Below are 24,592 nucleotides of genomic sequence, written 5' to 3' on the forward strand. Positions count from 1 at the left end.
CGGACGTGACCGTACGCTCGCGCGTGGTGCGCGGGCGCACCCGGCCCGCGCTGATCGAGGCCAGCGGCAGCGCCCAGCTCATCGTGGTCGGTGCGCGCGGGCGTGGAGGCTTCGCCGGACTGCTGCTAGGTTCGGTGAGCCAGGCCGTTCTCCGCCACGCCCAGTGCCCCGTCACCGTGGTACGCGACGGCACCTTCTACGAACCCCGAACCCCACGCCTTGCTTGACGGCAGACACAGAGGCACCCCCACCCGCAGCCGTAGATGACGTGCTGAAGTGCCGATGAGCCGTCCCTCCCGACGCCCGACCGAGGAAAGTCGCGCCCGCCGATGACGAGGCAGCGTTCGCGGTCAGGAGTTGCTCGTCGCGCACCAGGGGGATGCGTCGGCGGACCAAACGATCCGGGAGACCGGCGAACCGGGCGTACGGCTGCGCTGCTTGCTGAATCTGCGTCAGTAACCCGGCTCGCATCACCAGGCGGAGGCGGGCTGGGCCCCGTGACGGTCTGACCGCCCGCTACGGGGGCGGGCTTGGTGTCTCCCGTGGCGGGCCCCCGGCGTCCCGGCGTCATCGGCAAGAGTTGTCTCGCCGGAAAGGCATCCTCGCGCACGCGCTACGGCGCCGACTGCCCGCCCCCTCAGCCCCCTGTTCTCACCGTCGCGCCCGCCGGTCCTCCCGCTGCGCCGGAAGCGCATCCGGTCTGGGCTTCCTGAAATGAGCGCAATGATGCGGAGGCGAACGAGGACCAGCCGAGCGTGCGCTTCGCCTCTGGTAGCACGATTCCTGCCGCACGATTCCTGCCGCAGTAGGGATGCAGACTGTGTACGGCGCCCCGGACAGGCGTTAGGTGTGTGCTCGTCGGTCCTCCGCACTGCGCTCACGTGGCGGCCTCAACATCATGCCTCCTGCTTCGCAGCGGCGGGGCGCTCACCCGAGCCGCGGACGATCAGTCGGGTGGGGATGGTGATGGTGCGGGCGCGGGTGCGGTCCCCGTCGAGGCGGGCCAGGGCGGTGTCTGCGGCTGCCCTGCCGATCTCTTCCGGGTCCTGGGCGACGACGGTGAGGGCCGGCTCGAGTGCCTCGGCGAGCGGTACGTCGTCGAAGGCGACGAAGGCGACGTCCTTGCGTCTGCTGCGGGAGAGTTGGGCGACTATGCCCAGCGCCACCATGTTGTTCCCGGCGAACAGGGCCGTGGGCGGTTCCGGCAGGCCGAGCAGGTGGGAGGTGGCGGCCGCGGCCCCGTGCTGGTCGTGCGCGTTGGTGATCAGTGCGCGGTCGTAGGGGATGTCGGCTTCCTGGAGGGCCGCGCGGTAACCGGCAAGGCGTTCGCGGCGCGTGTGGAGCTTGGTGGGGAGGTCGCCGATGAAGCCGATGCGCCGGTGCCCGTGGGCGATCAGATGGGCAACACCCTCCTGGGCACCGTCACGGTTGGAGCTGACGACGCTGTCCGTGGCCAGGCCCACACCTGGGCGGTCGAGAAAGACGACGGGCAGGCCTGCGGCGCGGTGGGGCTTGAGGTGGGAGTGGTCGGCGCCGACGGACGGCACCACCATCAGGATGCTGACGCGCCGCGCGAGGAACTTGTCCGTCAGGGCGCGTTCGCGGTCGGGGTCATCGGCGGAGGAGCCCATGAGCAAGGTGAGTCCGCGTTCGCGGACGGTGTCCTCGATGCTGCGGGCCACGGCTCCGAAGAAGGGGTTGCCGAGGTCGGGGATGACCAGCCCGATGGTGGTGTCGGGACCGCCGACGCGGATGTTCCGGGCCATCAGGTTCGGCTGGAAGCCGAGTTTCGCCACAGCGGCAAGAACCTGTTCCCTCGTCTGGGTTGAGACGGGTCCGTCCTCGTTGAGGACGCGGGACACCGTTTTGGCGCTGACGCCCACTTCTCGGGCGACGTCGGCCAGGGTGGGGCGGCGGTTCGCTGCCATGGAGGGTACGGCTCCTGTTGCTCGTCGGTTCCGGCCTCGGCCTCGGCCGGAACACATGAGTGCTGAAGGGTGGTGTCAGGTGGCCTGGACTCCGGCGGCCTTGGCGGCCTCGGAATCCGCGACGACAGTACCTCCGGCCTCGTCGACGGTCAGCGCACCGGTCATGATCGCGACGACCTCCGCCATGGAGTAGTCGGAAGGCTTGATCAGGGCCGCCCGCTTGCCCAGCCGGTGCACGTGGATGCGGTCGGCGATCTCGAAGACGTGCGGCATGTTGTGGCTGATGAGCACCACCGGCATGCCCTTGTCCCGGACGCGGCGGATGAGGTCCAGCACCTGACCGGACTCCTTGACCCCGAGGGCGGCGGTGGGTTCGTCCATGACGACGACGCTGCGGGCCCAGGCGACGGAACGGGCGACCGCGACGGCCTGGCGCTGGCCGCCGGAGAGGGTCTCCACCGCCTGGGTGAGCGAGCGCAGGCCGATCTTCAGGTCGGCCATGTGCTCGGCGGCCTCCTGGCGCATGCGCTTCTTGTCCAGCATGCGGAATACACTGCCGAGGACGCCGGGGCGGCGCAGTTCGCGGCCGAGGAACATGTTCGAGGCGATGTCCATGGAAGCGGCGACAGCGAGGTCCTGATAGACCGTCTCGATACCGTGGGCGCGGGCGCTTTGCGGGCCGGAGAACGTGATGGGTTCACCGTTGAGCCGTATCTCGCCGGCGTCGGGGGTCAGCGCGCCGGTGAGGGCCTTGATGAGGCTGGTCTTACCGGCTCCGTTGTCGCCGATGACGGCGAGGACCTCGCCGGGCAGGAGGTCGAAGTCGGCACCGTCGATGGCGGTGACGTGGCCGTAACGCTTGACCAGACCGCGGGCCTGCAGCACAGGGGTGGGGGACGTGGTGGCGGTCATCGGGCCTTCTTCCGGGAGATCTGGTCGACGGTCACCGCGAGGATCACCAGCACGCCGGTGATCAGCGTCTGGTAGATGGAGGCGACGCCCATCAGCTGCAGGCCGTTGCGGAACACACCGACGATGAGGACGCCGATGAACGTGCCGAGCACCGATCCGCGTCCGCCGAAGAGACTGGTGCCGCCGAGGACCACGGCGGTGATGCTGTCGAGGTTGTCGGTCTGTCCCGCCTGGGGGTCGCCGACTCCGGTGCGGGAGATGAGCAGCAGGGCGGCGATGCCATACAGCACGCCCGCGGTGGTGTAGACGCCGATGGTCAGGCGGGAGGTGCGGATGCCGTTCAGCCGCGCCGCTTCCTGGCTGTTGCCCAGCGCGTAGACGTGCCGGCCCCAGCCGGTACTGCTGAGTGCGTAGGCGAAAAGGAGGAACAGGGCGATGGTGACCAGGGAGCCGTAGGTGATGTCGGTGTTGCCGAGCGGGAAGGTCTGTCCCAGGGCGGTGAGCGGGCCGGGCAGGTTAGTGACCGTCTGCTCTTCGGAGTAGATGTGGGTCAGCGCGAACGCCACGTTGAGCATGCCGAGGGTGACGATGAACGGCGGCAGCGGGATCTTCTGCACCAGCAGCCCGTTGAGCAGTCCGAAGCCGCCGCAGACGGCTATGCCCACGGCGATGGCGACGAGCGGGGGCAGGGAGCCCTCGGCGGCCATCTTGGCGATCATAATGCTGCCGAACGCCATCACGGCACCGCACGACAGGTCGATGCCCGCCGTGAGGATGATCAGTGTCTGACCTATGGCGAGTGTGCCGACGACCATGACCTGCTGAACGATCAGCGAGAAGTTCCCGCCGGTGAGGAACTGGTCGGTCGAGAGGGAGAAGAAGACACACGCCAGCAGCAGGGCGACCAGGGGGCCCGTGGTCGGTTGCGTGAGCAGTCTGCGGACCGTGGTCGGCGCTTTGAGCTCGGCGTACGGCGTGGACGTCGACGGTGGCGTGGACGTGGCAGTCATGCGAAGTCCTTGTCGGAAGACAGAGATCCTTGTCGTGCCCCCACTGGGGGACAAGGAGACGAGGGGGCGGCCGTCCCGGGTCGGGGGAGGTGGGCCGGCCGCCCCGCTGAGGGGAACGGCGGCGTCGTGGCACCGGGCTGGCGGCTCAGCCCCAGCAGTTCTCCAGGCCGAAGGCGGTACCCTTCGAGTCGACCCCGGACTGCGCCTTGTCGGTGATCAGAGTGACGCCGGTGTCGGTGTAACCGGACGCCTTCTTGCCGTTCTTGGCGTACGACACGACGGCCTTGACGCCCTCGGCCGCCATCTTCAGCGGGTACTGCTGAGACGTGGCCGCGATCTTGCCGTCCTTGACGGCCTGCGTGCCGGTGCAGCCGCCGTCCACGGAGACGATCAGGACGTCCTTCTCCCGGCCCTTGGCCTTGAGCGCGGTGTACGCGCCCAGCGCCGCGGGCTCGTTGATGGTGTAGACGAGGTTGATGCCGGGTTCCTTCTGGAGGCAGTTCTCCATGGCGGTCTGGCCCTTGGCCTGGTCGCCGCCGGTGTCCTGGGCGCACAGGACGTCCTTGTCGGTGGCGCCGAAGCCCTTAAGGAAGCCGTTGTGCCGCTGGACGCCCACGGAGACACCCGGCGCCAGGTCGAGCGTGGCTATCTTGGCCGTCTTGCCCTTCATCGCGGCCTTGGCGTACTCGCCGATCAGTTCACCGGCCTTGAGGTTGTCGGTGGCGAACAGGGCGTCGACCGCGCTCTGCGGCTCTGTAGGGGTGTCCAGGGCGATGACCAGGACGCCCTTGGCCTTCGCCTTCTCGATCGCGGGCACGATCGCCTTGGAGTCGCTCGGGGTGATCAGGATGCCCTTCACACCGGCGGCGACCATGTTCTCGATCGCGGTGACCTGCCCGGCGTTGTCGCCGTCGAACTTGCCGGCCGCGGTCATGAGCTCGACGCCCTCGGCCTTCGCGGTCTTCTCCGCGCCCTCCTTCATCTTCACGAAGAACGGGTTGGTGTCGGTCTTGGTGATAAGACCGACCTTGACGTCGCCCGAACCGGCGCTGGACGAACCCGATCCGGAACCGGAGCCGGATCCGCAGGCCGTCAGGGTGAGGGCCGCGACGCCGGTGACAGCGGCGGCTCTGAGGAGGGGGAAGGACAGGCGAGTGGTGCGAGACATGAACGACTCCTGTGGATAGCGGGCGGCACAGGGCTGGGTTCGAGGCATGCCACCCGGGGTGTCACCGTTGACTTATGTCATCGTTGACACTGCATGGCGAGGATGATGGACTCCGTCTCCCGGCAACGTCAATGCCTTTCACCCGTCACAAATCGGCAACGCCCATAGCCGCCGGCGACCGGTGGCGCGCGTGTCACCTGCCCGGACCGCTCCGAGAGATGAGCGGCCCATGAGCCCGTGCCCCATCACCGTTCTGGGAGAGTGCGTCGCCGACGCCTTCACTGAACCCGCAAGCGCCTCGAACGAACTCGCACTGCGGGTACTGCCCGGCGGCGGACCTGCGAACACGGCCGTGGCCCTGGCCCGGCTGGGCACCCCCGCTCGCTTCCTCGCGCGCCTGTCCGGCGACGTGTTCGGCCGACTGTTCCGGGCCCACCTGGAGGCGTCCGGCGTCGACCTGTCCTACGTCGTCGCGGCCGCCGAGCCCAGCACGCTGGCCGTGGCCGAGCTGGACGCCCGAGGGCAGGCCGCATTCTCCTTCCCCGCAGAACACGGCCGACTGGCAGTGGACTCCGGGAGAACTGGCAAGGGTTGATTTGTCTGATACATCCTGCTTGCACACCGGATCACTGGCTCTGGTAAGGGAGCCAGGCGCGGCGGTGATGGAGGAGTTCCTGACACAGCCTCAGCCCGGGCCACCGTCAGCATCGATCCCAATGTCCGGCCCCTGCTGGGTGCGCCCCGAGGTCTACCGCGCCCGGCTGGCGCACTGGTGCGGCCTCACGGACGTGCTGCGACTGAGCGAAGATGACCTGCGTCTCCTCCTGCCGGACGCGCCGCCGGAGCAGGCGTGCGACATGTGGCACGCGGCCGGGGCGCGGCTGGTCGTGATCACACGCGGCGCCGACGACGCCTTGGCCTCGCTCGACGGCGAACGGGTAGAGGTGCCTGCCGTGGCGACGCGGGTCGTCGACACGGTCGGGGCGGGAGACTCCTTCACCACCGGGCCGCTGCACCACCTCGGCACCCGTGGACTTCTCGGCGGCCGACTGGACGGTCTCCGTCTTGACGATGTCGCGGAAGCCTGCCGGTTCGCCGCTGGGGCAGCGGCCCTGACCTGCTCGGCCGCCGGTCCCAACCCGCCGTGGCAGGAACAGCCGGCGCCGATCACGACAGCCGAACACTCTTGACCGGCAGGCGAGTCGCGCCAGGCAATCCCCTCCGAACCGTTGACGCATTGGCCCCGTCCCACTCATTATCGGGCCAGTCGATGTCATCGATGACACAAGTCATCGATGACACCTCTGGTCGGCGGCGTGGACGTCGTTGCCGACCAGGGCGTCACTTTTCGGACCGTCCGCCGCAGGCTTCGCCACGGGGACGGCCGCAGCACAGGAGACATCATGAGCTCTGGACGCGTATCCCGGCATGCCCGCGTGCGGATGATCGCAGCGGCGGCGACCGTCTGCGCCCTGTCCGCCGCCTCGCTCGCCCCCCAGGCCGCCGCGGCCGACACCCCGCCGTACTCCGAGACCTACCGTCCCCAGTTCCACTTCACGCCCGAGAAGAACTGGATGAACGACCCTAATGGCCTCGTGTACTACAAGGGCGAGTACCACCTCTTCTACCAGTACAACCCCAACGGCAACTCGTGGGGGGACATGTCCTGGGGACACGCGGTGAGCACGGACCTCGTGCACTGGAAGGAACTGCCGCTCGCCCTGTCGCACGACGACAAGGAGATGGTCTTCTCCGGCAGCGCCGTCGTCGACTGGAACAACACCACCAGGTTCGGCACAAAGAAGAACCCGCCCATGGTGGCGATCTACACCAGCTACAACAAGTCCACCGGCATACAGGCCCAGTCGCTCGCCTACAGCACCGACCGCGGCCGCACCTGGACCAAGTACCAGGGCAACCCCGTCATCGACATCGGCTCCAGAGAATTCCGCGACCCCAAGGTCCAGTGGTACGAGCCGACCAAGAGCTGGCTGATGACCGTGTCGCTGTCCACCGAGCACAAGGTGCGGTTCTACTCGTCGAAGAATCTCAAGGACTGGGACCTGCTCAGCGAGTTCGGGCCGGCCGGTGCGACGGGCGGCGTGTGGGAGTGCCCCGACCTGTACCCCCTCGCGGTCGACGGGGATCCCGACAACATCAAGTGGGTCCTGGTCGTCAACATCAACCCCGGCGGCATCGCGGGCGGTTCGGCCGCCCAGTACTTCATCGGCGACTTCGACGGCACGAAGTTCACCGCCGACGACAAGGGCACCTACACCCCGCCCGCCGGCACGGTGGTGCAGGACTTCGAGAAGGCCGACTTCGGTACGTGGACCACCACCGGAACCGCGTTCGGTGAGGGACCGGCAGCCGGAACGCTCCCAGGCCAGGGACCCGTCGAGGGCTTCGACGGCAAGAGCCTCGCCAACAGCTTCCACTCCGGTGACGGAACCACCGGCACCCTCACCTCGCCCGCCTTCACCATCGACAGCCCGTACCTGAACTTCAAGGTCGGCGGCGGCCGGCACCCGCACGAGTCCGGGACGGTCCTGGAGCAGGGGCGCCCACCCGCGGGCACGGTCCTGGCCGATTTCGAGGGCGGCACCTACGGCGACTGGACGGCAGCCGGGGACGCCTTCGGCTCGGCACCGGCCACCGGCACCCTGCCGGGCCAGCAGGAGGTCTCCGGATTCCTGGGCAGTGGCCTGGTCAACACCTTCCTCGAGGGTGACTCCACCACGGGCACCCTCACCTCGCCCGAATTCACCATCGACAAGAACTACGTCAACTTCCTCGTCGGCGGCGGCAACCACCCCGCCGGCTCGGACAACCCGACCGCTGTCGAACTCCTCGTCGACGGCCAGGTGGTGCGCAGCGCCACCGGAAGGGACGCCGAGGCGCTCAACTGGGCCTCCTGGGACGTCAGCGACCTCGCCGGCAAGAAGGCGCAGATCAGGATTGTCGACGACAACACCGGCGGCTGGGGCCACATCAATGTCGACCACATCATGCTCTCCGACACCAAGGCACAGCCCGTCTCCCAGGAGACCTCCGTCAACCTGCTCGTCGACGGCCAGGTCGTCCGCAGCGCCACCGGCTCCAACAGCGAGACTCTCGACTGGGCCTCCTTCAACATGCGCCCCTACCTCGGCAAGACGGCGCAGATCCAGATCGTCGACAACAACACCGGCGGCTGGGGCCACATCCTGGCCGACCAGTTCACCGCCGCAGACGCCCCCGCCCTCTCCGTCCTGCAGCGCGCCGACTGGGCCGACTACGGCAAGGACTACTACGCGGCGGTGTCCTGGGAGAACGCCCCGGGCGGCAAGCGATACATGATCGGCTGGATGAACAACTGGGACTACAGCGGCGCCATCCCCACCTCCCCCTGGCGCGGAACGCAGAGCATCCCCCGGCAGATGGCCCTGCGCACCATCGACGGACGCGTCCGGCTGACCAGCAAGCCGGTGAACAACGTGGCGTCCCTGCGGCAGGGCGACGCGGCGACCGCGACCGCAGTCACCGTCAAGAACACCTCGCAGCCCCTCATCGGCCCCGCGGCCCAGGGCAAGGCGCTCGACATCGAGGCCACCTTCTCCCTCAAGGACGCCGAACGCTTTGGCCTGAAGGTGCGCACCGGCGCCGGCGGAGAGGAAACCGTCATCGGCTACGACACCACGACACAGGAGCTGTACGTCGACCGCACCCACTCCGGCGCCGTGGACTTCAACACCACCTTCCCAGGCGTCCAGACCGCACCACTGAAGCCCAGGAACGGCAAGGTCACGCTACGGATCCTGGTCGACTGGTCGTCCGTCGAGGTCTTCGGCGGCAGCGGCGAAGCCGTGATCACGGACCAGATCTTCCCCGACCCCGCCAGCCAGGGAGTGCAGGTCTTCGCCGAAAACGGCTCGGTGAAGCTGGACAAGGCCGCCGTCTGGCACCTCGACTCCGCTCACGACTGACCGCGGCCACGCGCCACAACGGCCATGACACAAGGACAGGACACCGTGAAGAAAACCCTGCTCGCCGAGTTCACCGCCCGCCAGGGAGCAGAGGCGGAGGTCGCCCGCCTGATCGGGGACTACGCCCGGAAGGTGCGCGAGGAAGAAGGCAACCTCGCCTTCGACGTCTACACCAAGGCAGCCGACCCACGCGCCTACTGGATCTTCGAGGTGTACCGGGACGAGGACGCCTTCCAGGCGCACCTCAACGCCCCGTACGGCGGACCGTTCAACACCGCACTGGCCCCGCTGATCGAGGAGGACGCCTCCGTCCTGACGTTCCTCGATCCAGCGGCCTGACCGTGGCCGGCCCGCGTGGCGGGCCGGCCCTCACACGTCGAGCCCTGCTGGCCGTATCTCCCGTTGCGGGAGCGGGAGAACGACGCGCCGCTACGTTCGACCCCAGTCACTCCGGGCGCGACCTGAGCGGACCGGCCAGTGCTCTGACCGGGAAGGGGTTCACCGAGGTGGCGACTCCGGCGGTTGAGCGGGCGGTGACGTTGGATCCGACCGCTGGGTGCGGTGGCTGAGCCCGTCCACGTCAGCAGGCTGACCGACCAGGAGGGGCAGAAACTGGCTCTGCAGGCACAAACGGTCGCCCATGCATGGGGCTTCGGGCCGGGCGCCTTCTGCGGCCACGGCGGCAGCAGCCGCACGATCAGCGCCCGCAACTCGTCGTCCACGACCAAGCGACCGAACACTCACACACCCCGAACGGCGGAACCGTCGTGTCGTCCCACTGCAGGATCCTCGCGCCACCATCACCAACCGCCTCACGGGCAAGTATCTAAAGATCCCCGGCGCCTCAACGACCATCGGTACCGCCGCCGGTCAGTGGGACGGCACCGACTGTGCCTGCCAGCTGCCCCAGACCGCCTGCCGCCGCCAGGCACGGGCCCGTACGTACTGGTCCACACCGTCCGTATGACAGGCACGGCTGACACCACCCGGTCGGCTGGCCTCGCCGAGAAGCCGACGACCCGGGCGCTGGCCATAGCCGTCGACTCAGCGTCCGTTGTCGAAGCGCATCGTCGGGGTCGACGTCGCCGTCGCCCCGCCCGACCCGGCCGCAGGACGGCCGCGTACGCCCGTAAACGGCGGCGCACACGTGATCGAGCCGCCGCTACGGATCACCCTGCTCGCACAGGACGCGGCCTGGGCGCGGCTGTGCCGTCTGGTGTCCGCCGCGCACGCCGAGGCCGACGGTGCGGCGCCGGTCGTGTTCTGGCCCACCTTGCGCGCGTACGCCGACCAGGACCTGGTGGTGCTGCTCGGCCCGGCCTCCGAACCGGTGCGGGCCCCGGCCGCCGGCCGCATCGCCCAGGCCGTCGGCGACGACCCCATCCGGGCGGTCCGTCTCCTGGCCGAGACCGAGGCCACCGGCCAGTCCTGCACCCTCCCACCGGCCGATCTCTGGCTCGGGCGTCGCCAAATTCCCCGAACCCTCCGTCGTCGGCGCCGGCTCCGAGCGCGGGTCGGCCATGCGGCTGCTGCGGCAGCGGTGTGAGACCGGGATGGTCGCCCGGGGCCTGGACACGGACGAGCGTGCCGTACGACAGCTGCGCTACGAGCTGGAGGTCATCGGCCGGTTGGCCCCGTTCGACCTCGTCGCTCATCTCGCTGTCCTTCGCCGGATGGCCAGGTCGACGGCGGTGTCCCGGCCGCGGGCGTGGATGCGCAGCCGGTAGTCGCCGGGACCATTGAAAGACAGCACGGGGAGTTCGCATGGTCATTCCGTTGCCGGCGAGGTCCCGCATGACCCTGTTGCTTGTGGGGGAATGAACGAGGGAGCGTCCCGAAAACGTACTCGTGGGGACGGATTTCGGTGATCACAGCTTCTACCTGTATAACCGCATCATCGAGAAGGACAGGTTCCTGACGACGCGATGGGCGACGAACCGGACCGGCTGCAGGTCGTGGTCGAGGTCGACTGTGGTGCCCGTCGTTCCGGAGCGCCGCCGGTCGGTGTCGCCGGGTTGCCGCTCAACAGTCCGGTCAAGATCCAGATGCGCGGCGACGCCCGTGGAGTGCTGGCCGACCCCCGCGAGAAACGAACCCAGGATTCCTCGAAAGGGTGCAGTAGAAGCGGTCGCCGTGCGAGCGTGCCGTCCGTTCTCGCCCAGCACCTCGATGAGCAGTTCACTGGCCGCGTTGGCGACCCGCAACTGAAGACCGAAGTCCGGCGTACCGGCCACGAAGACCTGACCTGAACAACGCCCGGCTCGGCGCCTGCACGGACGATCAGATCGCGTTGTTCGTCGCCGCCACCGTGGTCAGCGAGATGCCGACTCCCTCGAATGCCGAATGTGCGTGGCGCGCACCATCACCCGCGCTCGCGCTGCACCGCCGTCGTGCCCGCCTACACCGCGGTACAAACCAGCGACGAGGACAGCCCGACCGGTCCCGAACTGGCACGCGAGCACAACGGACTCGTGCGCGTCACCGACGGCGCCATCACCGTCATGACCGGAACGGCCTTGACCGGAGCAAACGCCGGGCCGGCCACGTGCGTGGAAACCAGCCGGCGGCAGATCGAGGCCGGGGCGGGTGACGCCGATGCTGTGACGAGTGGCCCGCGTCCAGGCCGCGGGCGGCGACCGAACGAGGCAGCACGAACGGGCGACGAAAGCTTTCGCTCCATGGCGAAGCACAGCGATTTCTGTCCGCGTTCAGCGGCATCTCACCCCCACTTCCGGCCCCGCCGAGCCACCCGTCAGTGGTGGCGCGCCCTGGTCACCGCCTGCCGCAACCACCTGGGCATCGACCAGCCGTGAACCGCGCGTCGCCGTCTCGTTTCCATACCCGCCCTGACAACCGTCTGCTGTCGGCGCCGCAGACCCGCCAGGCCGAAGGTCAGGTCGGGTTCAGCGGAGTAATGCCGGTGCCCGCGTACAGCTCTGGTTCCAGCGACAGGACAGTGAGCGGTTCCCCCGCCTTCACTGCATGCCAGGCGATCGCCGCCGCGTGCGCCACCGGCCAGTCGACGTCTGTCCAGTCCATCGCATCCACCGCGTGCGCCGCGGTGAACGGCACATTCTCCGCGAACCGCAGGGACGCCGCATGCTTACCCGCACCGGCGACCTGCCACTCGGCGGCCAGCATGGACAGCGACGGGATGATGACCCGTCCAGTCCCACGCGAGGCCTCGATATAGAGGCCGGTGAAGAAAGGATCCGCACGATACAGGGCGGCCAGAGCGGTGTGGTCCAAGACGGCCGTCAGGTTCATGCGGCGCCGCCCTGATGGGCGCGGATCTTCGCCCAGGCGTCCTGGCCGGCCTGCTGGACCTGCTCGGTGTACTCGATGCCGAGTTCCCTGGCAGCCTCCCGGGCGCGCTGCTCCCGCTCGGCAACCGTGAGCTCCCGGGCAGCAAGGTCCTCCAGCAGCTCCGTAATGGTCGTGCCGCGCTCCTCAGCCAGAATGCGCAGCCGGTTACGCACTTCCTCGCTGGTCTTGATGCTCGTCGGCTTGCTCATAAGCCGATTCTACCGTCGGTAGACATGGCGCGTTCATGCCTTCGAGCGCGCCGTCGACGCAGATGGCAGCCTCCCGCAGCCCCACAGGCGGTCCACAGATAACGGGGCAACCTCAAACCGACATGGCTCGCTCACCGGCCCATGGGGGGTGTCAAAGGCTGACCCCGCCACGCGGCCCCAGCAGGCCGACAGCGCGTACCGACACCGTCCTGGTCTGCTGTCCCTTGGCGGGATCATCCCCGCGGGTGCGGGGAGCACGCTTTGTGACCTGCGGGTTTATAACTGCAGGTCACCGAAATTGAGCTGGTTGTTTGACCTCTGGCGCCGTTTGCAGGTGGTGAGACCACGTGGCGCCGGCCTTCCAGGGGGTGGAGAGACCGGCGATGACGTCCAGGTCCCGTTCGAGGCCACTGGCGATGCGTGCGGGCTGGGGAAGTGCACCTGTCTCAATGTCGCGACGGGCAAAGGGCATGCCCGCAGTCCTGGGAGTGGCCCCGCTGTCGGGGTGCAGCAGACAGGCCGTTCCCAACGGACCTGCTCCCACGAGGCCGGCAGAGCCTTTTGAGGGACAGCCCTTACGCTGAGCCCGCCCCGTGCCCTTCCCGAAACGTTGCGCTCCGGGTGAATCAATAGCTGTGCCCGCGAGGTGAGATTTTAGCAGAACATGCCAGACAGATTCTCTGCCCCAATAGGTGTAGTGGGATTCTTCACCACACACGGGCCGCTGCGGCGTGCTACTGTCGATCCCAGTTGCAGTTGTGGTTCCCGAAACTTCAAGTGCTTTCCGGTCGGCTTCCCTGCCGCTGGAAGCACTTTTGTATTTCCGGTCTTTTTCCGGGCGGGGTGATCATCGCGGCGACATGGTGTCCGCGCTGTGCGGATCCCGTATGCACTGCCCCAAAGGAGATATGACATGGCTGCTGGTACCGTGAAGTGGTTCAATGCAGAAAAGGGCTTCGGCTTCATCGAGCAGGACGGTGGCGGCGCTGACGTGTTCGCCCACTACTCGAACATCGCCGCCCAGGGCTTCCGCGAGCTGCTCGAGGGCCAGAAGGTGACCTTCGACATCGCGCAGGGCCAGAAGGGCCCGACGGCCGAGAACATCGTTCTCGCCTGACACTCACGCGCACTTCGTAGCTGAGGCCCGCATCCTTCGGGGTGCGGGCCCCAGCTGCTCGCATTTCCGCAGTGGTTTCACCTGTGGACGACGACCAGGAATCCGTGGCTCACTGCACGGATCCTCCTTCAGGGGTGCAGACGCATCCCTTCATAGAGCTACATCGCAGGGGACGCCCCCGAATATTGCGTCCCACATCGCGCCACTCATTTCAGCGCCTGCGCCCGCACGGATTTTCGTCGGCCAGATCCGCTTTCGCATACCACCGGCCCCTTCTTGCAATTCTCCGTGCTGCTCATTGCTGCGGGAATTCCTTGATATGTGCCGCATCGAGGAAGGTTCCGCATGAACCGCACACGCACGAACGACCGCTTCGCCCGCACCCGTAACGGCAGTGCCGACTCCGGAAGGGGCGGCAGCCGATACGGCTCGTCGGCTTCGCGCCGGTCCGGCGGGCCGAGCCGCTCGGGTGGTTACGGCCGTCGGCCCGCCGCGGTCCAAGGGGAGTTCGCCCTCCCCAAGACGATCACCCCCGCGCTTCCCGCCGTGGAGGGCTTCGCCGATCTCGACATGCCCCGCGAGCTGCTGGCCGTGCTCGGTTCGCAAGGCGTGACCGTGCCGTTCCCGATCCAGGCCGCGACCCTGCCGAACTCCCTCGTCGGCCGGGACGTCCTCGGCCGCGGGCGCACCGGCTCCGGCAAGACCCTCGCCTTCGGTCTGGCGCTGCTGGCCCGTACGGCCGGGCAGCGCGCCGAGGCCGGGCAGCCGCTGGGGCTGATCCTCGTACCGACGCGTGAGCTGGCGCAGCAGGTCACCGACGCGCTCGCCCCGTACGCCCGCTCCGTGAAGCTGCGGCTGGCCACGGTGGTGGGCGGGATGCCGATCGGCAGGCAGGCGAGCGCGCTACGCGGTGGCGCCGAGGTCGTCGTCGCCACACCAGGACGCCTCAAGGACCTCATCGACCGCGGCGACTGCCGACTCGACCAGGTTTCCATCACCGTCCTCGACGAGGCCGACCAGATGGCCGACATGGGCTTCATGCCGCAGGTCACCGCCCTGCTCGACCAGGTACGCACCGAGGGGCAGCGCATGCTGTTCTCCGCCACCCTCGACCGCAACGTCGACCTGCTCGTGCGGCGCTACCTGAGCGATCCCGTCGTGCACTCCGTCGACCCCTCGGCCGGCGCCGTCACGACGATGGACCACCACGTACTCCATGTCCACGGCGCCGACAAGCACACGGCCACCACCGAGATCGCCGCACGCGCCGGCCGCGTGATCATGTTCCTCGACACTAAGCACGCCGTCGACCGCCTCACCGAGCACTTGCTGAACAGCGGGGTACGGGCCGCCGCCCTGCACGGCGGGAAGTCGCAGCCGCAGCGCACCCGCACGCTGACGCAGTTCAAGACCGGGCACGTCAACGTGCTGGTGGCGACCAATGTCGCGGCGCGCGGCATCCACGTCGACAACCTCGACCTCGTCGTCAACGTCGACCCGCCGACCGACCACAAGGACTACCTCCACCGCGGCGGCCGTACGGCCCGTGCCGGCGAGTCCGGCAGCGTCGTCACCCTGGTCACCCCGAACCAGCGCCGCGGTATGACCCGTCTCATGGCAGCGGCCGGGATCGTCCCGCAGACCACCCAGGTCCGCGCCGGCGAAGAGGCCCTGCACCGCATCACCGGCGCCCAGACCCCCTCCGGCATCCCGGTCGTCATCACCACACCGGTAGTCGAACGCCCCAAGAAGCGCGGCGCCACCTCACGCGGCCGCCGCCCCGCTGCGACGGCCCGCCGCGTGCCCGTACGACAGTCCACCGCCGGTGCGGCGGCATAGAACCTTCGTATCAGGAAGCCGACCCAACTCCGCAGGAGGCACCTATGACGCTGGTACACGTGCAGAGCCGCCCGGCGAGCGCCCACCCCGTGCACTGCACGGTGGCCGACACCATGCACGCGGCCGGACCGCAGGTCTGGGAGGACATGACCGTGGAGGTGGCACTGTCCGTGATGGCCGCCGCCCGTACGGGGCATCTGGTCGTCTGCGACGAGGACGGCAAGTGCACCGGCCTGGTCACCCGGGCCCGTCTCACGACCGTTAGTGACGGCTCCGGATACACGGACCGTATCCGCCTGCGTGAAATCGCCGACGTGATCGTGCCCTTCGCCTCGCCGCTGACCCCGAGGGCCGAAGCCGAGCGTGCGATGCGCTGAGGTCGGCTCGGTGCCCTGCCCGTGGTCGACGAACACGGCAACGCTCTGGGCGTCCTCGCTCTCTCCCGCTGAACCGCTTCACGGCGGTCGGCCCCGTCTCTCCTTCTCCCTGTGAGGCATCATGCGCTGTGTCATCGCCCGCTCCCGTTCGACCTGACCAAGAGCGGCGTGCTGGAATCGATGAAGGGCGCAAGCCCGAACCGGTCACCGGCGAGTCCGTGATCACCGGCTTCACCTGTCGCGCCGTTCCCGAGGCCGCACCCGCGCGCATCGAAAGCCCGTTGCAGCGGGCTTCCGCAGATCTCGGCACCGTCCTGTCCGTCTGACCGACGGGACAGGCGCGAGCCGAACAGAGCAGTGAGGGCCCTACCGGCGCGCGGCGCGCGCCGGTAGGGCCCTCACTGGGTGCCGTGCCGCTCTCGGCGCGGCGGTGGGTCAGCCCAGGTCGGCGGAGTCCGCCAGCACCTCTGACACCCTCTGCCTCCACATGGCTTCTGGAGCCAGCCGACCGGTGATGACAGCACCACTGGTGACCACGGTCAGGGACATCTGATTGCTCTGCCGGGACTCCACAAGGGCGGCGATGTCAACGATCAGCTCGTCAGGCTTCGGCATGGGATCGGATTCTATGCACCGGCCCGTCCGGGCGCCCCGGGGTCGTGGCACTAGCGGGCAAGACGGGCGCACACGGCTCCCCCGGTGCCGCAACACAGGTCATAGGTGCGCATGCGTGGCACCTGCGGGCCAGGGGCGTGGACGGCCACCTCGATGGTGAACGGTTGGGACGTCAGTTCCGGTGTGCAGATGCCCCCGCCGTGGCGCAGGGGGTTGGTGACGAGCTCGGACACGATCAGGACCGCGGCGTCCGCGGCTCCCCGGGGCAATGGCCGGCTGCCGCAGGTCTTCGAGGCAGGCTCGTGCGGTATCGCCTGGGTCGGCAATGGCCTTGGCGGGGGGGCAGTTGGGGCGTTGACGGGCATCGTGTTCATCTGGCTCATGAGGGGCTGCTGTGAGCAGGACCGCGGTTGACGCGGTTGCAGTTCCAGCAGTGCTGTATGCCGATACCGCGAACTGCTGGTGGCCTCACACAGCGCCACTCTCCGGCAACCGGCCCCGTCGGCCGTCCTGGAAACAGAAGGTCGGCGCAGCATTAGGGCCGGCAGATGGTGTTGCAGTTCCTTCGGGGCCTTGGTGCCGTACGGCACCAAGGCCCCTCCACGCGTTCCACAGAGAGGTGAGATGACAGCAGACGACTCGCTGAGCCGTCTCGACGACGACTACCCCGCCCACACGATGGGCCGGGCTGCCGAGTTGCTCGGTACCACTCCCGGCTTTCTCCGCGCCCTCGGCGAAGCGCGACTGATCACACCCCTGCGCTCCGAGGGCGGACACCGCCGCTACTCCCGCTACCAACTGCGCATCGCGGCCCGCGCGCGTGAGCTCGTCGACCACGGAACCCCGATCGAGGCCGCATGCCCGATCATCATCCTCGAAGACCAACTCGAAGAAGCCTAGCGCATCAACACCGAATACCGCCGCGCCGGCGGATCTTCCAGTCCATCGGCCGCGGCCTGAGGTGAGTGTGCGCGCCGGTATCGGCGGGCCGCACACCCGCGCATGCCGGGCTGTGGCGCGCAGGGATGGTCCTCGCGTCCGAACGGTTCCACTGGCATTTTGCTCGCCTGCGGCCCCGGTCGCGGGGCCGCCACAGCGGGTGAGGCGGCTGGCAGGCTCCCTACCCGGGCGCCGCCTCTCCTCCATGGCATCCCCATACGGCCGCAGTCGTTGATCGGGCCGCGAGTGCGGCGACAGCACCGTGCCGCAGGAGTGAATGTGCCTGCTGCTGTGGTCAGTAGGCGGCGAGGGAGATGGCGATGTAGTGCGCGGTGAAGGCCGCCACGGTCAGCGCGTGGAACACCTCGTGGTAGCCGAACCAGCGGGGCGAGGGGTCGGGGCGTTGGACGGCGTAGACCACCGCGCCCGCGCTGTAGAGGAGACCGCCGGTCACTATCAGGGTGACTACGGCCGCACCGCCGGTGTGCAGGAAGTCGGGCAGGTAACGCACCGGTGCCCACCCCAGGGCCAGGTAGCAGGGGGTGTACAGCCAGCGGGGAGCGTTGACCCACAGGACACGGAAGGCGATGCCGGTCAGCGCGCCCGTCCACACGATCCACAGCAGCAGGGTTCGCCGGTCAGAAGGGAGGAGGAGCACGGCCAGAGGGGTGCAGGTGCCGGCGATGATCAAAAAGATGTTGGCGTGGTCGAGGCGACGCAGAACGGCCTCGCCCAGCGGCCCCCAGGTACCCAGGTGATAGACGGCGCTCGTCCCGAACAGCAGCCAGGCGGTGACGGAGTACACGGTGCAGGCCAGGGCCGCCTGCTGGGTCCCGGCCAGGCAGACAAGGACGATGCCGGCGCTCAACGAGGCGGGGACCATCGCGGCATGGAGCCAGCCACGCAGCTTCGGCTTGACCGGCTCGACCAGGTCGGCCGCCCACTCGACCAGATCGGCAACCGGATGAGGCTTCTCCCCGGCATTGCCATGATGTGAGCCGCCGGGGAGACCGGCTACGGCCTCCCCAGACACAACTTCCCGTCCCGTCTCGGAGTTCTGAGCATCATCGGCAACCATCCGATCATGCTAAAAGCCTGCCCGTAACAGCATCGCCGGAGGTCGGCCTAGTAACGTCAGGCCGGCATCACCGGACGGCCCTGCTCGGCCACCAGGAGAGCGCAGACGCCGGCGACCTGCTCCAACTGGGCCTGCGGGAGCCGTGTAAGTCGACTGACCATGGGAAAGACCAAGGTTCCCGAGCGCGCATCTCCGCTCACCTACGCCCAAGGACCGCCGATGCTTCCCGAGTTCCGCTCCCACGCATCCGCCCCCCTCACACATCAGCTGGAACAAAGATTGGGACTGCCCCCACAGCTCGAAACCGGCCATCTCGACATGGAGCGTGTCGCCAGCATCGCCGTCCTCGCGGCGGCCCACTCCGACGGCTACGCGGCCACCGCGCACCTCCTCGGACTGCTGGCCGCGCTCCCCGCCCCCACCGAGGCAGGAGAACGCTTCTGGTCGGACCTGTGGAGATCCTCGGGCACCGCCTACCTGCTGCCGACCAACATCAAGGACGTGGTGCTGCGTTCGCTGGCCGGAGAAGGAACCGGTCTGGCCGGACAGATCCTCTCGGCCGTCGACGAGATGACGCCTCCCCAGCGCGTTGCGGCCGCAGAGGTTATCGGCCAGGCACTCGCCGAGTCCGACCACCTCCCTGACCTCAAAACACAGGTCATCGGCGAACTTTGGCTCCGGGACCTGGAGCTCACCGCCTGGCGCGTCCTTCACGCGGACCACAAGTCGCCCGATCCGGCCGGACGAAACGCCTTCATCGAAGCATGGACGAGTATCTGACCCGGCCGAGCCCGCACACACAAGCATCCGAGAACCGGTGGACGAGGGCAGCACGGCTCCTCCTTCACCCACCGATCGCCCGGCTCCCTCGCCGGTCCATCGCCGTCCTCTTGTCACGAACAGCGCGCCCCCTGGCGTCGATGTCCCCGGCGACGTCCATTCGGCGTGCTGGTAGATCATTAGCGTCGCGCTCGACCGCGTCGACAGGGTGCGACCCGTTTGCGCAAGCCGCAGGTGGAAGTCCTTCGGCAGCCCGACCAGGACATGGCGCCAACGGCGATGGTGGGATGCGATAATCCCGGGAGGTTCGTGCGGAAACCTGTGATCGAACGAATCCGGGCATGACTCGGACAGTGGCGGTGGAGGCGACGGTCAGTTGGTCCTTGCCGAGAGGGCAGGTTCGTAATGACACGGCTGCGGCCCCTGGATGCACGGGCTCGCCGCACTGTCCTGGTTCCTGGGCACCGACGGTGACGGTGTGCTGACGTGTGCGCGGTGGGCCAGTGACGCCGCCTACTACGCGTACCTGCGGGGCAGCGGCTTCACAGCCGCCCTCGCGGGGCCGCCTAGATACCGCCTGTACCTCAGCCTCGCCGTAGCCGACGAGACGCGCACGCCCGGCTGCCTGGTCACCGCTGCCTTCGACAGCGATGGAGCCGGGCGGCAGCGCGCCTTCACCGACGCCGTGACCGCCGCCCAGCCGCGGGACGGCGAGCACCCGGGCGATCTCGGCGCACTTCCTGCACAGCGCCGACGGCACCCGGACCAGCGCCGAGCGCACCAGGAGACCGCGGAGGCCGGCCACCACGACAAGGGGTACGAGATCTTCGCCGGCACCACCGGGCCTACGGCTCACCCGCCGAAGGCGGTACCGCCTTCACCAGTCCCTGTCCCGGCCGCCAGCCTAATCCGACCGATCCAGGGCACCCGTCGTGGTGCCCCGGCCCTGTCGAGAGGAAGAGATCGCACACGTAATGGATCACCACGCCCCACTCTCCGGTAGCGTCAAGGTATGAGTCACCCGCACCCCGAGCTGAAAGCCGCCCCGCCCCTTCCCGAGGGAGGGCTGCGGGTCGTCGCCTTGGGCGGCCTCGGCGAGATCGGCCGCAACATGACCGTCTTCGAGCACGCCGGCAAACTGCTCATCGTCGACTGCGGCGTGCTGTTCCCCGAGGAGACCCAGCCCGGCGTGGACGTGATCCTGCCGGACTTCACCTCGATCCGGGACCGGCTGGACGACATCGTGGCCGTGGTGCTGACCCACGGGCACGAGGACCATATCGGCGGCGTGCCGTACCTGCTGCGCGAGCGCTCCGACATTCCCGTCGTCGGCTCCAAGCTGACGCTGGCGTTCCTGGAGGCCAAGCTCAAGGAACACGGCATCCGGCCGCGCACGGTGCGGGTACGCGAGGGCGACCGGCGCGGCTTCGGGCCCTTCGACTGCGAGTTCGTGGCGGTCAACCACTCCATCCCGGACAGCCTCGCGGTCGCGATCCGCACGCAAGCCGGGTTGGTGCTGCACACCGGCGACTTCAAGATGGACCAGTTCCCGCTCGACGACCGCATCACCGATCTGCGCGCCTTCGCCCGTCTCGGTGAGGAGGGTGTGGACCTGTTCCTCACCGACTCCACCAACGCCGAGGTGCCCGGCTTCACCACCTCCGAGCGTGAGCTGAATCCGGCGATCGAGCAGGTGATGCGGACCGCGCCGCGCCGGGTCATCGTCTCCAGCTTCGCCAGCCATGTGCACCGCATCCAGCAGGTCCTGGACGCCGCCCACGGGCACGGCCGCAAGGTCGCCTTCGTGGGCCGGTCGATGGTTCGCAACATGGGCATCGCCCGTGACCTGGGCTATCTGAAGGTCCCGTCCGGTCTGGTCGTGAGCACGAAGGAGCTGGAGAAGCTCCCGGACCACAAGATCACTCTGGTGTGCACCGGCTCCCAGGGCGAACCGATGGCCGCGCTGTCGCGGATGGCCAACCGCGACCACCAGATCCGCATCGGCAAGGGCGACACCGTCCTGCTCGCCAGCTCCCTCATCCCCGGCAACGAGAACGCCATCTACCGGGTGATCAACGGACTCACCCGGTGGGGCGCCCACGTGGTCCACAAGGGCAACGCCAAGGTGCACGTCTCCGGGCACGCCAGCGCCGGCGAACTCGTCTACTGCTACAACATCGTCAAACCCCGCAACGTCATGCCCGTGCACGGCGAATGGCGCCACCTGCGGGCCAACGGCGACCTCGCCATCCGTACCGGCGTCGACCCCGACCGGGTCGTCATCGCCGAGGACGGTGTCGTCGTCGACCTCGTCGACGGGCGCGCCTCCATCACCGGCAAGGTCCCCGCCGGCAACGTCTACGTGGACGGCATGGAAGTCGGCGGCGCCACCGAAGCCTCCCTCAAGGACCGCCTCACCCTCGCGGAGGAAGGCGTGGTCACCGTCGTGGCGATCGTCGACGCAGACACCGGTGCCCTCGCCGAGGCCCCCGACTTCCTGGCCCGCGGCTTCGTCCACGACGACGCCACCTTCGAGCCCGTCATCCCCGTCATCGAGAAGACCCTGGCCACCGCGGCCGAGGAAGGCGTCGGGGACGCGCACCAGCTCGAACAGCTCATAGCCCGCGCCGTGGCGAACTGGGCGTTCCGCACCCACCGCCGCAAGCCCCTCATCATCCCGGTCATCATCGACGCCTGAGCCACAGCCATGCAGCAGAACCGATCTCACCGGCCGACGGCCGCGGCAGAGAAAGGTGCATGGATGAGCCCGCGCGTCGAAGAGATCGACTGGCGCCCGACCCCGCTGGGGGGCATCAGCTTGCGGCGTCGCGGCGTCCGGGGTCGGACGCCGATGTGTACGAGGTGAAACTCGGCGACGAGTTCCTGATGTCCAGCCTCTTCACTGGCACGTTGGCTCGGCATGTACAAACAACTGCGCGCACTGCTGCACACCGGCGCGTGCGCGTCTGCCACCCCGACCCGGCCCTGTGGGCATACGGGTGTCATCTCCCCGGCCCGGACGGAAGCCGTCGTTGCCGCGGAGACGTCCGGCGGCGGCCCCTGGGCGTGGAACCAGGCCCGCGGCGCCTTCCTGCGGCGGCTGGCGGCCGCCGTACGGCGACCGGGATTCGAGTTGCTGATCGCGGAGACCACTGGCAGTCCGGCGCCCCCGCCCTGCGCGAGGCGTTCACGGCTCTCACGGCGTCGGCAGCCGCAGGGCGAGGAGGGCCACGTCGTCCGTGCTGCCGGGCGGCATGCGGGCGAGCAGTTGGTCATACAGCGTGTCCAGCGATTCGTGGGCGAGAGCGAGGGCGTGGCGGCGCAGACGGGCGAGGCCGGTGTCCAGATCGCTGCCGGGGATCTCGATCAGGCCGTCGGTGTAGAGCAGCAGGGTGGAACCCGGCGGCAGGGACTGCGCGGCGCTCGGCCGGCTGCCGCCAGTGCCCGGAGGGGCGCCGAGGAGGAGCCCCTGCCCGGCTTCGAGGTACTGCGCCTGTCCGTCCCAGGTCAGCAGGAGGGGCGGCGGATGCCCCGCGCTGGTCCACCGCAGCGTCCAAGGGCCGGTGTGCGGGCTGCCTTCGAGCAGGGCGAGGACGAGGGTAGCCATGGGGACGGTGGTGATGGCGGGCATGCGTCGTCGAGACGGTCGACGACGCCGCCGGGCGGGCCGCTGTGGTCCCAGGCCAGTGAGCGCAGGATGCCGTGCAGTTGCGCCATGCCGGCCGCCGCGGTCAGGTCGTGGCCCACGACGTCGCCGATGACCAGTGCGAGCTTGCCGTCCTTCCGCTCGAACGCGTCGTACCAGTCGCCACCGACCTGGGAGCCGGCCGGGGCGGGCTGGTAGCGGGCGGCCAGCCGCAGGCGGCCGGGCTGGGGCAGTGGGGCGAGCAGGTTGCGCTGCATGGCCTCGGCGACAGCGCGCTGGCGGCCGAAGCGGCGGGCGTTGTCGATGACCAGCCCAACCCGGCGGCCGATGTCGCTCACCACATCGTCGGCGTCGAAGGGGTGCGCCGGGTCCGTGCGCACCAGCGTCAGGGCGCCGGTGATCTGCCGCCGGGAGCCCAGCGGCACCGTAACGGCGGACGTCGCCCCGGTGGCCCGCAGGAAGCCGCTGTGGACGGCGGCCAGGGCAGAGGCGGTCGGTGCGGCCACGTCCGCCTCGCGCTGCAGGACGGGATCACCGCCGTTCAGCACCTGGACCAGAGGGGAGCGGGCCTCATCCCCGGCCTCGGGAAGGCGCTCGCGCCAGTCCTCCTGTGTGGCGTCCCGGCCCTAGGGACCCGTCACCGCCACACGGTGGACCTGTCCGGAACCGACCCGGAGGTCCACCGCCGCCCAGTCGGCGAGGCGGGGAACCAGCAGGCGGCCCAGCCAGGACCTCACCGAGCGGCTGACGCTGGTCGCGGAGATCACCGACGTGCTCGGTCAGACGCTGGAGACGGATGAGGCCCTCGCCCGGGCGCCGTCGTCCGTCAGGGGAGAAGCGGACCAGGAGATCGCGATCAGGCGACCGTCACCGCGCAGACAGACGTCGCCCTCCCCCCGCGCCTCGGCCCTCTCGGCCACGGCCCGCAGCAGCGGGCACTGCTCCCGGGGGATCCTGCCGCCGTGCGCATCCCGGTGCAGCAGGTCGTGTGCGTCCTCCCCGCGCATCGCCTCGGCGGCGCGGCCCAGCAGCCGCTCGGCGGCCGGGTTGACCGCCAGAAACCGTCCGGCGGGGTCCACCACGATCAGGGCCGTGCCCAGCTGCCCGACGACCTGCACCCAGAAACCCGGCTCGGCCGCCGACCACCACCGCACTTCATCTCCCACACCCTCCACCACGCCGCCCCCTCCAACCCCAGTCATGGAAACCCTCGCCGAAGACCGCGGGCGCATCGGCAGACCGACACACCGGTCGATCGAGGGTTCCCCGACTTGTGATCGATCAACTCGGCGACCTTGGCTCCTGCCCACGGTGTACGACGGGTGCGGGTAGTGGTCGGCGCCGAGCCGGTCGGCGGCGTACGGCCGCCTTCGGCGTACGACCTGTTCCGGCGTGGGCGGGGTGCCGGTCCGGACGGAACCCGCGCCAATGCGGGGCCCGGCGCGGCGGCGCCCGGCCCTGTCCTGTCAGGAAGGCCATGCGTTCCCTCGGGGCGGGGCCTCCGCCCCCTGCCGTGCAAGCCCTCGGCGGTGCGGTTCCTGGCCGGTCACCAGTAGTGGCGTCGTCCGGCGACGGCGTGTCCCATCGCGCCGAGGACCCAGAGGATCGCTCCGACCGCTACCAGGACGATCCCGATGGTCCACAGGATGGATATGCCGGTGAGGAAGCCGACGACGAGCAGAATGATGCCCAGGATGATCATG

General features: G+C 69.0%; 24 protein-coding genes and 4 pseudogenes. 16 read left to right on the plus strand and 12 right to left on the minus strand.

The genetic code is table 11. The features are described 5' to 3' along the window. Both ACFPZJ_RS38420 and ACFPZJ_RS38425 read left to right on the plus strand, forming a co-directional pair. Window positions 1-227 (plus strand): universal stress protein (locus ACFPZJ_RS38420; protein WP_381031544.1); only part of this gene is annotated, 227 nt, incomplete at its 5' end. Window positions 228-357: 130 nt separating this feature from the next. After that, entirely contained in the window at window positions 358-459 is a 102-nt protein-coding gene (locus ACFPZJ_RS38425) for a DUF6207 family protein (protein ID WP_381031546.1), read from the plus strand. Between the two features lie 437 nt (window positions 460-896). On the opposite strand, the gene ACFPZJ_RS38430 is transcribed toward ACFPZJ_RS38425, so the two are convergent. From ACFPZJ_RS38430 to ACFPZJ_RS38445, 4 genes are all read right to left on the minus strand, one after another. Beyond that, window positions 897-1,928, minus strand: a complete 1,032-nt coding sequence (locus ACFPZJ_RS38430; RefSeq protein ID WP_381031548.1) for a LacI family DNA-binding transcriptional regulator — start codon at window positions 1,926-1,928, stop codon at window positions 897-899. Between the two features lie 75 nt (window positions 1,929-2,003). Further along, the gene (locus ACFPZJ_RS38435) at window positions 2,004-2,840 is read right to left on the minus strand and encodes an ATP-binding cassette domain-containing protein (RefSeq protein WP_381031550.1); all 837 of its coding nucleotides are present in this window, start codon (window positions 2,838-2,840) and stop codon (window positions 2,004-2,006) included. After that, complete coding sequence (locus ACFPZJ_RS38440; RefSeq protein ID WP_381031552.1) at window positions 2,837-3,850, minus strand: ABC transporter permease; 1,014 nt, start codon at window positions 3,848-3,850, stop codon at window positions 2,837-2,839. The genes ACFPZJ_RS38435 and ACFPZJ_RS38440 overlap by 4 nt, the downstream gene beginning before the upstream one ends. Before the next feature lie 145 nt (window positions 3,851-3,995). After that, window positions 3,996-5,018, minus strand: coding sequence for a sugar ABC transporter substrate-binding protein (locus tag ACFPZJ_RS38445; protein ID WP_381031554.1), 1,023 nt, complete (start codon window positions 5,016-5,018; stop codon window positions 3,996-3,998). Window positions 5,019-5,247: 229 nt separating this feature from the next. On the opposite strand from ACFPZJ_RS38445, the pseudogene ACFPZJ_RS38450 reads away from it, so the two are divergent. The 6 genes and pseudogenes from ACFPZJ_RS38450 (at window position 5,248) to ACFPZJ_RS38480 (ending at window position 11,796) form a co-directional block, all read left to right on the plus strand. Continuing rightward, window positions 5,248-6,208: pseudogene (locus tag ACFPZJ_RS38450) on the plus strand (carbohydrate kinase family protein). A gap of 213 nt (window positions 6,209-6,421) precedes the next feature. Continuing rightward, the gene (locus tag ACFPZJ_RS38455; protein WP_381031556.1) at window positions 6,422-8,983 is read left to right on the plus strand and encodes a GH32 C-terminal domain-containing protein; all 2,562 of its coding nucleotides are present in this window, start codon (window positions 6,422-6,424) and stop codon (window positions 8,981-8,983) included. Window positions 8,984-9,028: 45 nt separating this feature from the next. Continuing rightward, window positions 9,029-9,322 (plus strand): putative quinol monooxygenase, encoded by a 294-nt coding sequence (locus tag ACFPZJ_RS38460; RefSeq protein WP_381031558.1) that lies wholly within the window; start codon window positions 9,029-9,031, stop codon window positions 9,320-9,322. Window positions 9,323-10,037: 715 nt separating this feature from the next. Continuing rightward, window positions 10,038-10,614: pseudogene (locus ACFPZJ_RS38465) on the plus strand (DNA polymerase III subunit alpha); the annotation flags it as partial. Window positions 10,615-10,908: 294 nt separating this feature from the next. After that, complete coding sequence (locus ACFPZJ_RS38475) at window positions 10,909-11,232, plus strand: hypothetical protein (RefSeq protein WP_381031563.1); 324 nt, start codon at window positions 10,909-10,911, stop codon at window positions 11,230-11,232. Between the two features lie 87 nt (window positions 11,233-11,319). Next, on the plus strand, window positions 11,320-11,796 hold the full coding sequence (locus ACFPZJ_RS38480) for a hypothetical protein (protein WP_381031565.1): 477 nt from the start codon (window positions 11,320-11,322) through the stop codon (window positions 11,794-11,796). 79 nt (window positions 11,797-11,875) lie between these two features. On the opposite strand, the gene ACFPZJ_RS38485 is transcribed toward ACFPZJ_RS38480, so the two are convergent. Next, window positions 11,876-12,250 (minus strand): PIN domain-containing protein, encoded by a 375-nt coding sequence (locus ACFPZJ_RS38485; protein WP_381031567.1) that lies wholly within the window; start codon window positions 12,248-12,250, stop codon window positions 11,876-11,878. After that, complete coding sequence (locus ACFPZJ_RS38490) at window positions 12,247-12,498, minus strand: hypothetical protein (RefSeq protein WP_381031568.1); 252 nt, start codon at window positions 12,496-12,498, stop codon at window positions 12,247-12,249. The genes ACFPZJ_RS38485 and ACFPZJ_RS38490 overlap by 4 nt, the downstream gene beginning before the upstream one ends. Window positions 12,499-13,411: 913 nt before the next feature. Here ACFPZJ_RS38490 and ACFPZJ_RS38495 point away from each other — a divergent pair. The 4 genes and pseudogenes from ACFPZJ_RS38495 to ACFPZJ_RS38510 all read left to right on the plus strand — a co-directional run bounded on the left by ACFPZJ_RS38495 (window position 13,412) and on the right by ACFPZJ_RS38510 (window position 16,157). Further along, window positions 13,412-13,615 carry a cold-shock protein gene (locus ACFPZJ_RS38495; RefSeq protein WP_014145516.1) on the plus strand — a complete coding sequence of 68 codons (204 nt, stop codon included), beginning with the start codon at window positions 13,412-13,414 and terminating at the stop codon, window positions 13,613-13,615. A 345-nt stretch (window positions 13,616-13,960) separates the two neighbouring features. Beyond that, complete coding sequence (locus ACFPZJ_RS38500) at window positions 13,961-15,454, plus strand: DEAD/DEAH box helicase (RefSeq protein WP_381031570.1); 1,494 nt, start codon at window positions 13,961-13,963, stop codon at window positions 15,452-15,454. 44 nt (window positions 15,455-15,498) lie between these two features. Continuing rightward, a pseudogene (locus ACFPZJ_RS38505) lies at window positions 15,499-15,903 on the plus strand (CBS domain-containing protein). Between the two features lie 49 nt (window positions 15,904-15,952). After that, window positions 15,953-16,157: pseudogene (locus ACFPZJ_RS38510) on the plus strand (hypothetical protein). 109 nt (window positions 16,158-16,266) lie between these two features. Here the strand turns inward: ACFPZJ_RS38510 and ACFPZJ_RS38515 are convergent. Further along, a complete protein-coding gene (locus ACFPZJ_RS38515; RefSeq protein WP_381031622.1) occupies window positions 16,267-16,446 on the minus strand; it encodes a hypothetical protein in 180 nt (59 codons plus the stop codon). Between the two features lie 624 nt (window positions 16,447-17,070). Between ACFPZJ_RS38515 and ACFPZJ_RS38520 the strand changes: the two genes are divergently transcribed. Continuing rightward, the gene (locus ACFPZJ_RS38520) at window positions 17,071-17,346 is read left to right on the plus strand and encodes a helix-turn-helix domain-containing protein (RefSeq protein WP_381031571.1); all 276 of its coding nucleotides are present in this window, start codon (window positions 17,071-17,073) and stop codon (window positions 17,344-17,346) included. Window positions 17,347-17,680: 334 nt separating this feature from the next. Here the strand turns inward: ACFPZJ_RS38520 and trhA are convergent, their stop codons facing one another. After that, on the minus strand, window positions 17,681-18,463 hold the full coding sequence (gene trhA, locus ACFPZJ_RS38525; RefSeq protein ID WP_381031573.1) for a PAQR family membrane homeostasis protein TrhA: 783 nt from the start codon (window positions 18,461-18,463) through the stop codon (window positions 17,681-17,683). Between the two features lie 219 nt (window positions 18,464-18,682). Between trhA and ACFPZJ_RS38530 the strand changes: the two genes are divergently transcribed. The 3 genes from ACFPZJ_RS38530 (at window position 18,683) to ACFPZJ_RS38540 (ending at window position 21,941) form a co-directional block, all read left to right on the plus strand. Then, window positions 18,683-19,243 carry a hypothetical protein gene (locus ACFPZJ_RS38530; protein WP_381031575.1) on the plus strand — a complete coding sequence of 187 codons (561 nt, stop codon included), beginning with the start codon at window positions 18,683-18,685 and terminating at the stop codon, window positions 19,241-19,243. A gap of 427 nt (window positions 19,244-19,670) precedes the next feature. Further along, on the plus strand, window positions 19,671-20,246 hold the full coding sequence (locus ACFPZJ_RS38535; RefSeq protein ID WP_381031577.1) for a hypothetical protein: 576 nt from the start codon (window positions 19,671-19,673) through the stop codon (window positions 20,244-20,246). Between the two features lie 9 nt (window positions 20,247-20,255). Then, entirely contained in the window at window positions 20,256-21,941 is a 1,686-nt protein-coding gene (locus ACFPZJ_RS38540; protein ID WP_381031578.1) for a ribonuclease J, read from the plus strand. A gap of 498 nt (window positions 21,942-22,439) precedes the next feature. Here ACFPZJ_RS38540 and ACFPZJ_RS38545 read toward each other — a convergent pair whose 3' ends face one another. The 4 genes from ACFPZJ_RS38545 to ACFPZJ_RS38560 all read right to left on the minus strand — a co-directional run bounded on the left by ACFPZJ_RS38545 (window position 22,440) and on the right by ACFPZJ_RS38560 (window position 24,591). After that, entirely contained in the window at window positions 22,440-22,850 is a 411-nt protein-coding gene (locus ACFPZJ_RS38545; protein WP_381031580.1) for a PP2C family protein-serine/threonine phosphatase, read from the minus strand. Continuing rightward, window positions 22,751-23,437 (minus strand): PP2C family protein-serine/threonine phosphatase, encoded by a 687-nt coding sequence (locus ACFPZJ_RS38550; RefSeq protein ID WP_381031582.1) that lies wholly within the window; start codon window positions 23,435-23,437, stop codon window positions 22,751-22,753. Before ACFPZJ_RS38550 ends, ACFPZJ_RS38545 begins: the two co-directional genes overlap by 100 nt. 231 nt (window positions 23,438-23,668) lie before the next feature. Continuing rightward, window positions 23,669-24,055 (minus strand): PAS domain-containing protein, encoded by a 387-nt coding sequence (locus tag ACFPZJ_RS38555; protein ID WP_381031584.1) that lies wholly within the window; start codon window positions 24,053-24,055, stop codon window positions 23,669-23,671. A gap of 380 nt (window positions 24,056-24,435) precedes the next feature. Next, on the minus strand, window positions 24,436-24,591 hold the full coding sequence (locus ACFPZJ_RS38560; protein ID WP_381031586.1) for a DUF6131 family protein: 156 nt from the start codon (window positions 24,589-24,591) through the stop codon (window positions 24,436-24,438). Window position 24,592: the final 1 nt, after the last annotated feature.

Origin of the sequence: Streptomyces bullii, from assembly GCF_042657145.1 — a bacterium.
Classification (GTDB): Bacteria; Actinomycetota; Actinomycetes; order Streptomycetales; family Streptomycetaceae; genus Streptomyces; species Streptomyces bullii.

What these genes read in the sequence shown, in the direction of transcription:
- ACFPZJ_RS38515 (WP_381031622.1), bottom strand. Translation starts at nt 16,446, where the DNA reads ATGCCGAAGCCTGACGAGCTGATCGTTGACATCGCCGCCCTTGTGGAG.
- ACFPZJ_RS38455 (WP_381031556.1), top strand. Translation starts at nt 6,422, where the DNA reads ATGAGCTCTGGACGCGTATCCCGGCATGCCCGCGTGCGGATGATCGCA.
- trhA (WP_381031573.1), bottom strand. Translation starts at nt 18,463, where the DNA reads ATGGTTGCCGATGATGCTCAGAACTCCGAGACGGGACGGGAAGTTGTG.
- ACFPZJ_RS38490 (WP_381031568.1), bottom strand. Translation starts at nt 12,498, where the DNA reads ATGAGCAAGCCGACGAGCATCAAGACCAGCGAGGAAGTGCGTAACCGG.
- ACFPZJ_RS38540 (WP_381031578.1), top strand. Translation starts at nt 20,256, where the DNA reads ATGAGTCACCCGCACCCCGAGCTGAAAGCCGCCCCGCCCCTTCCCGAG.
- ACFPZJ_RS38445 (WP_381031554.1), bottom strand. Translation starts at nt 5,018, where the DNA reads ATGTCTCGCACCACTCGCCTGTCCTTCCCCCTCCTCAGAGCCGCCGCT.
- ACFPZJ_RS38495 (WP_014145516.1), top strand. Translation starts at nt 13,412, where the DNA reads ATGGCTGCTGGTACCGTGAAGTGGTTCAATGCAGAAAAGGGCTTCGGC.
- ACFPZJ_RS38500 (WP_381031570.1), top strand. Translation starts at nt 13,961, where the DNA reads ATGAACCGCACACGCACGAACGACCGCTTCGCCCGCACCCGTAACGGC.
- ACFPZJ_RS38430 (WP_381031548.1), bottom strand. Translation starts at nt 1,928, where the DNA reads ATGGCAGCGAACCGCCGCCCCACCCTGGCCGACGTCGCCCGAGAAGTG.
- ACFPZJ_RS38545 (WP_381031580.1), bottom strand. Translation starts at nt 22,850, where the DNA reads ATGGCTACCCTCGTCCTCGCCCTGCTCGAAGGCAGCCCGCACACCGGC.
- ACFPZJ_RS38440 (WP_381031552.1), bottom strand. Translation starts at nt 3,850, where the DNA reads ATGACTGCCACGTCCACGCCACCGTCGACGTCCACGCCGTACGCCGAG.
- ACFPZJ_RS38435 (WP_381031550.1), bottom strand. Translation starts at nt 2,840, where the DNA reads ATGACCGCCACCACGTCCCCCACCCCTGTGCTGCAGGCCCGCGGTCTG.
- ACFPZJ_RS38530 (WP_381031575.1), top strand. Translation starts at nt 18,683, where the DNA reads ATGCTTCCCGAGTTCCGCTCCCACGCATCCGCCCCCCTCACACATCAG.
- ACFPZJ_RS38560 (WP_381031586.1), bottom strand. Translation starts at nt 24,591, where the DNA reads ATGATCATCCTGGGCATCATTCTGCTCGTCGTCGGCTTCCTCACCGGC.
- ACFPZJ_RS38480 (WP_381031565.1), top strand. Translation starts at nt 11,320, where the DNA reads ATGCCGAATGTGCGTGGCGCGCACCATCACCCGCGCTCGCGCTGCACC.
- ACFPZJ_RS38475 (WP_381031563.1), top strand. Translation starts at nt 10,909, where the DNA reads ATGGGCGACGAACCGGACCGGCTGCAGGTCGTGGTCGAGGTCGACTGT.
- ACFPZJ_RS38520 (WP_381031571.1), top strand. Translation starts at nt 17,071, where the DNA reads ATGACAGCAGACGACTCGCTGAGCCGTCTCGACGACGACTACCCCGCC.
- ACFPZJ_RS38485 (WP_381031567.1), bottom strand. Translation starts at nt 12,250, where the DNA reads ATGAACCTGACGGCCGTCTTGGACCACACCGCTCTGGCCGCCCTGTAT.
- ACFPZJ_RS38535 (WP_381031577.1), top strand. Translation starts at nt 19,671, where the DNA reads ATGCACGGGCTCGCCGCACTGTCCTGGTTCCTGGGCACCGACGGTGAC.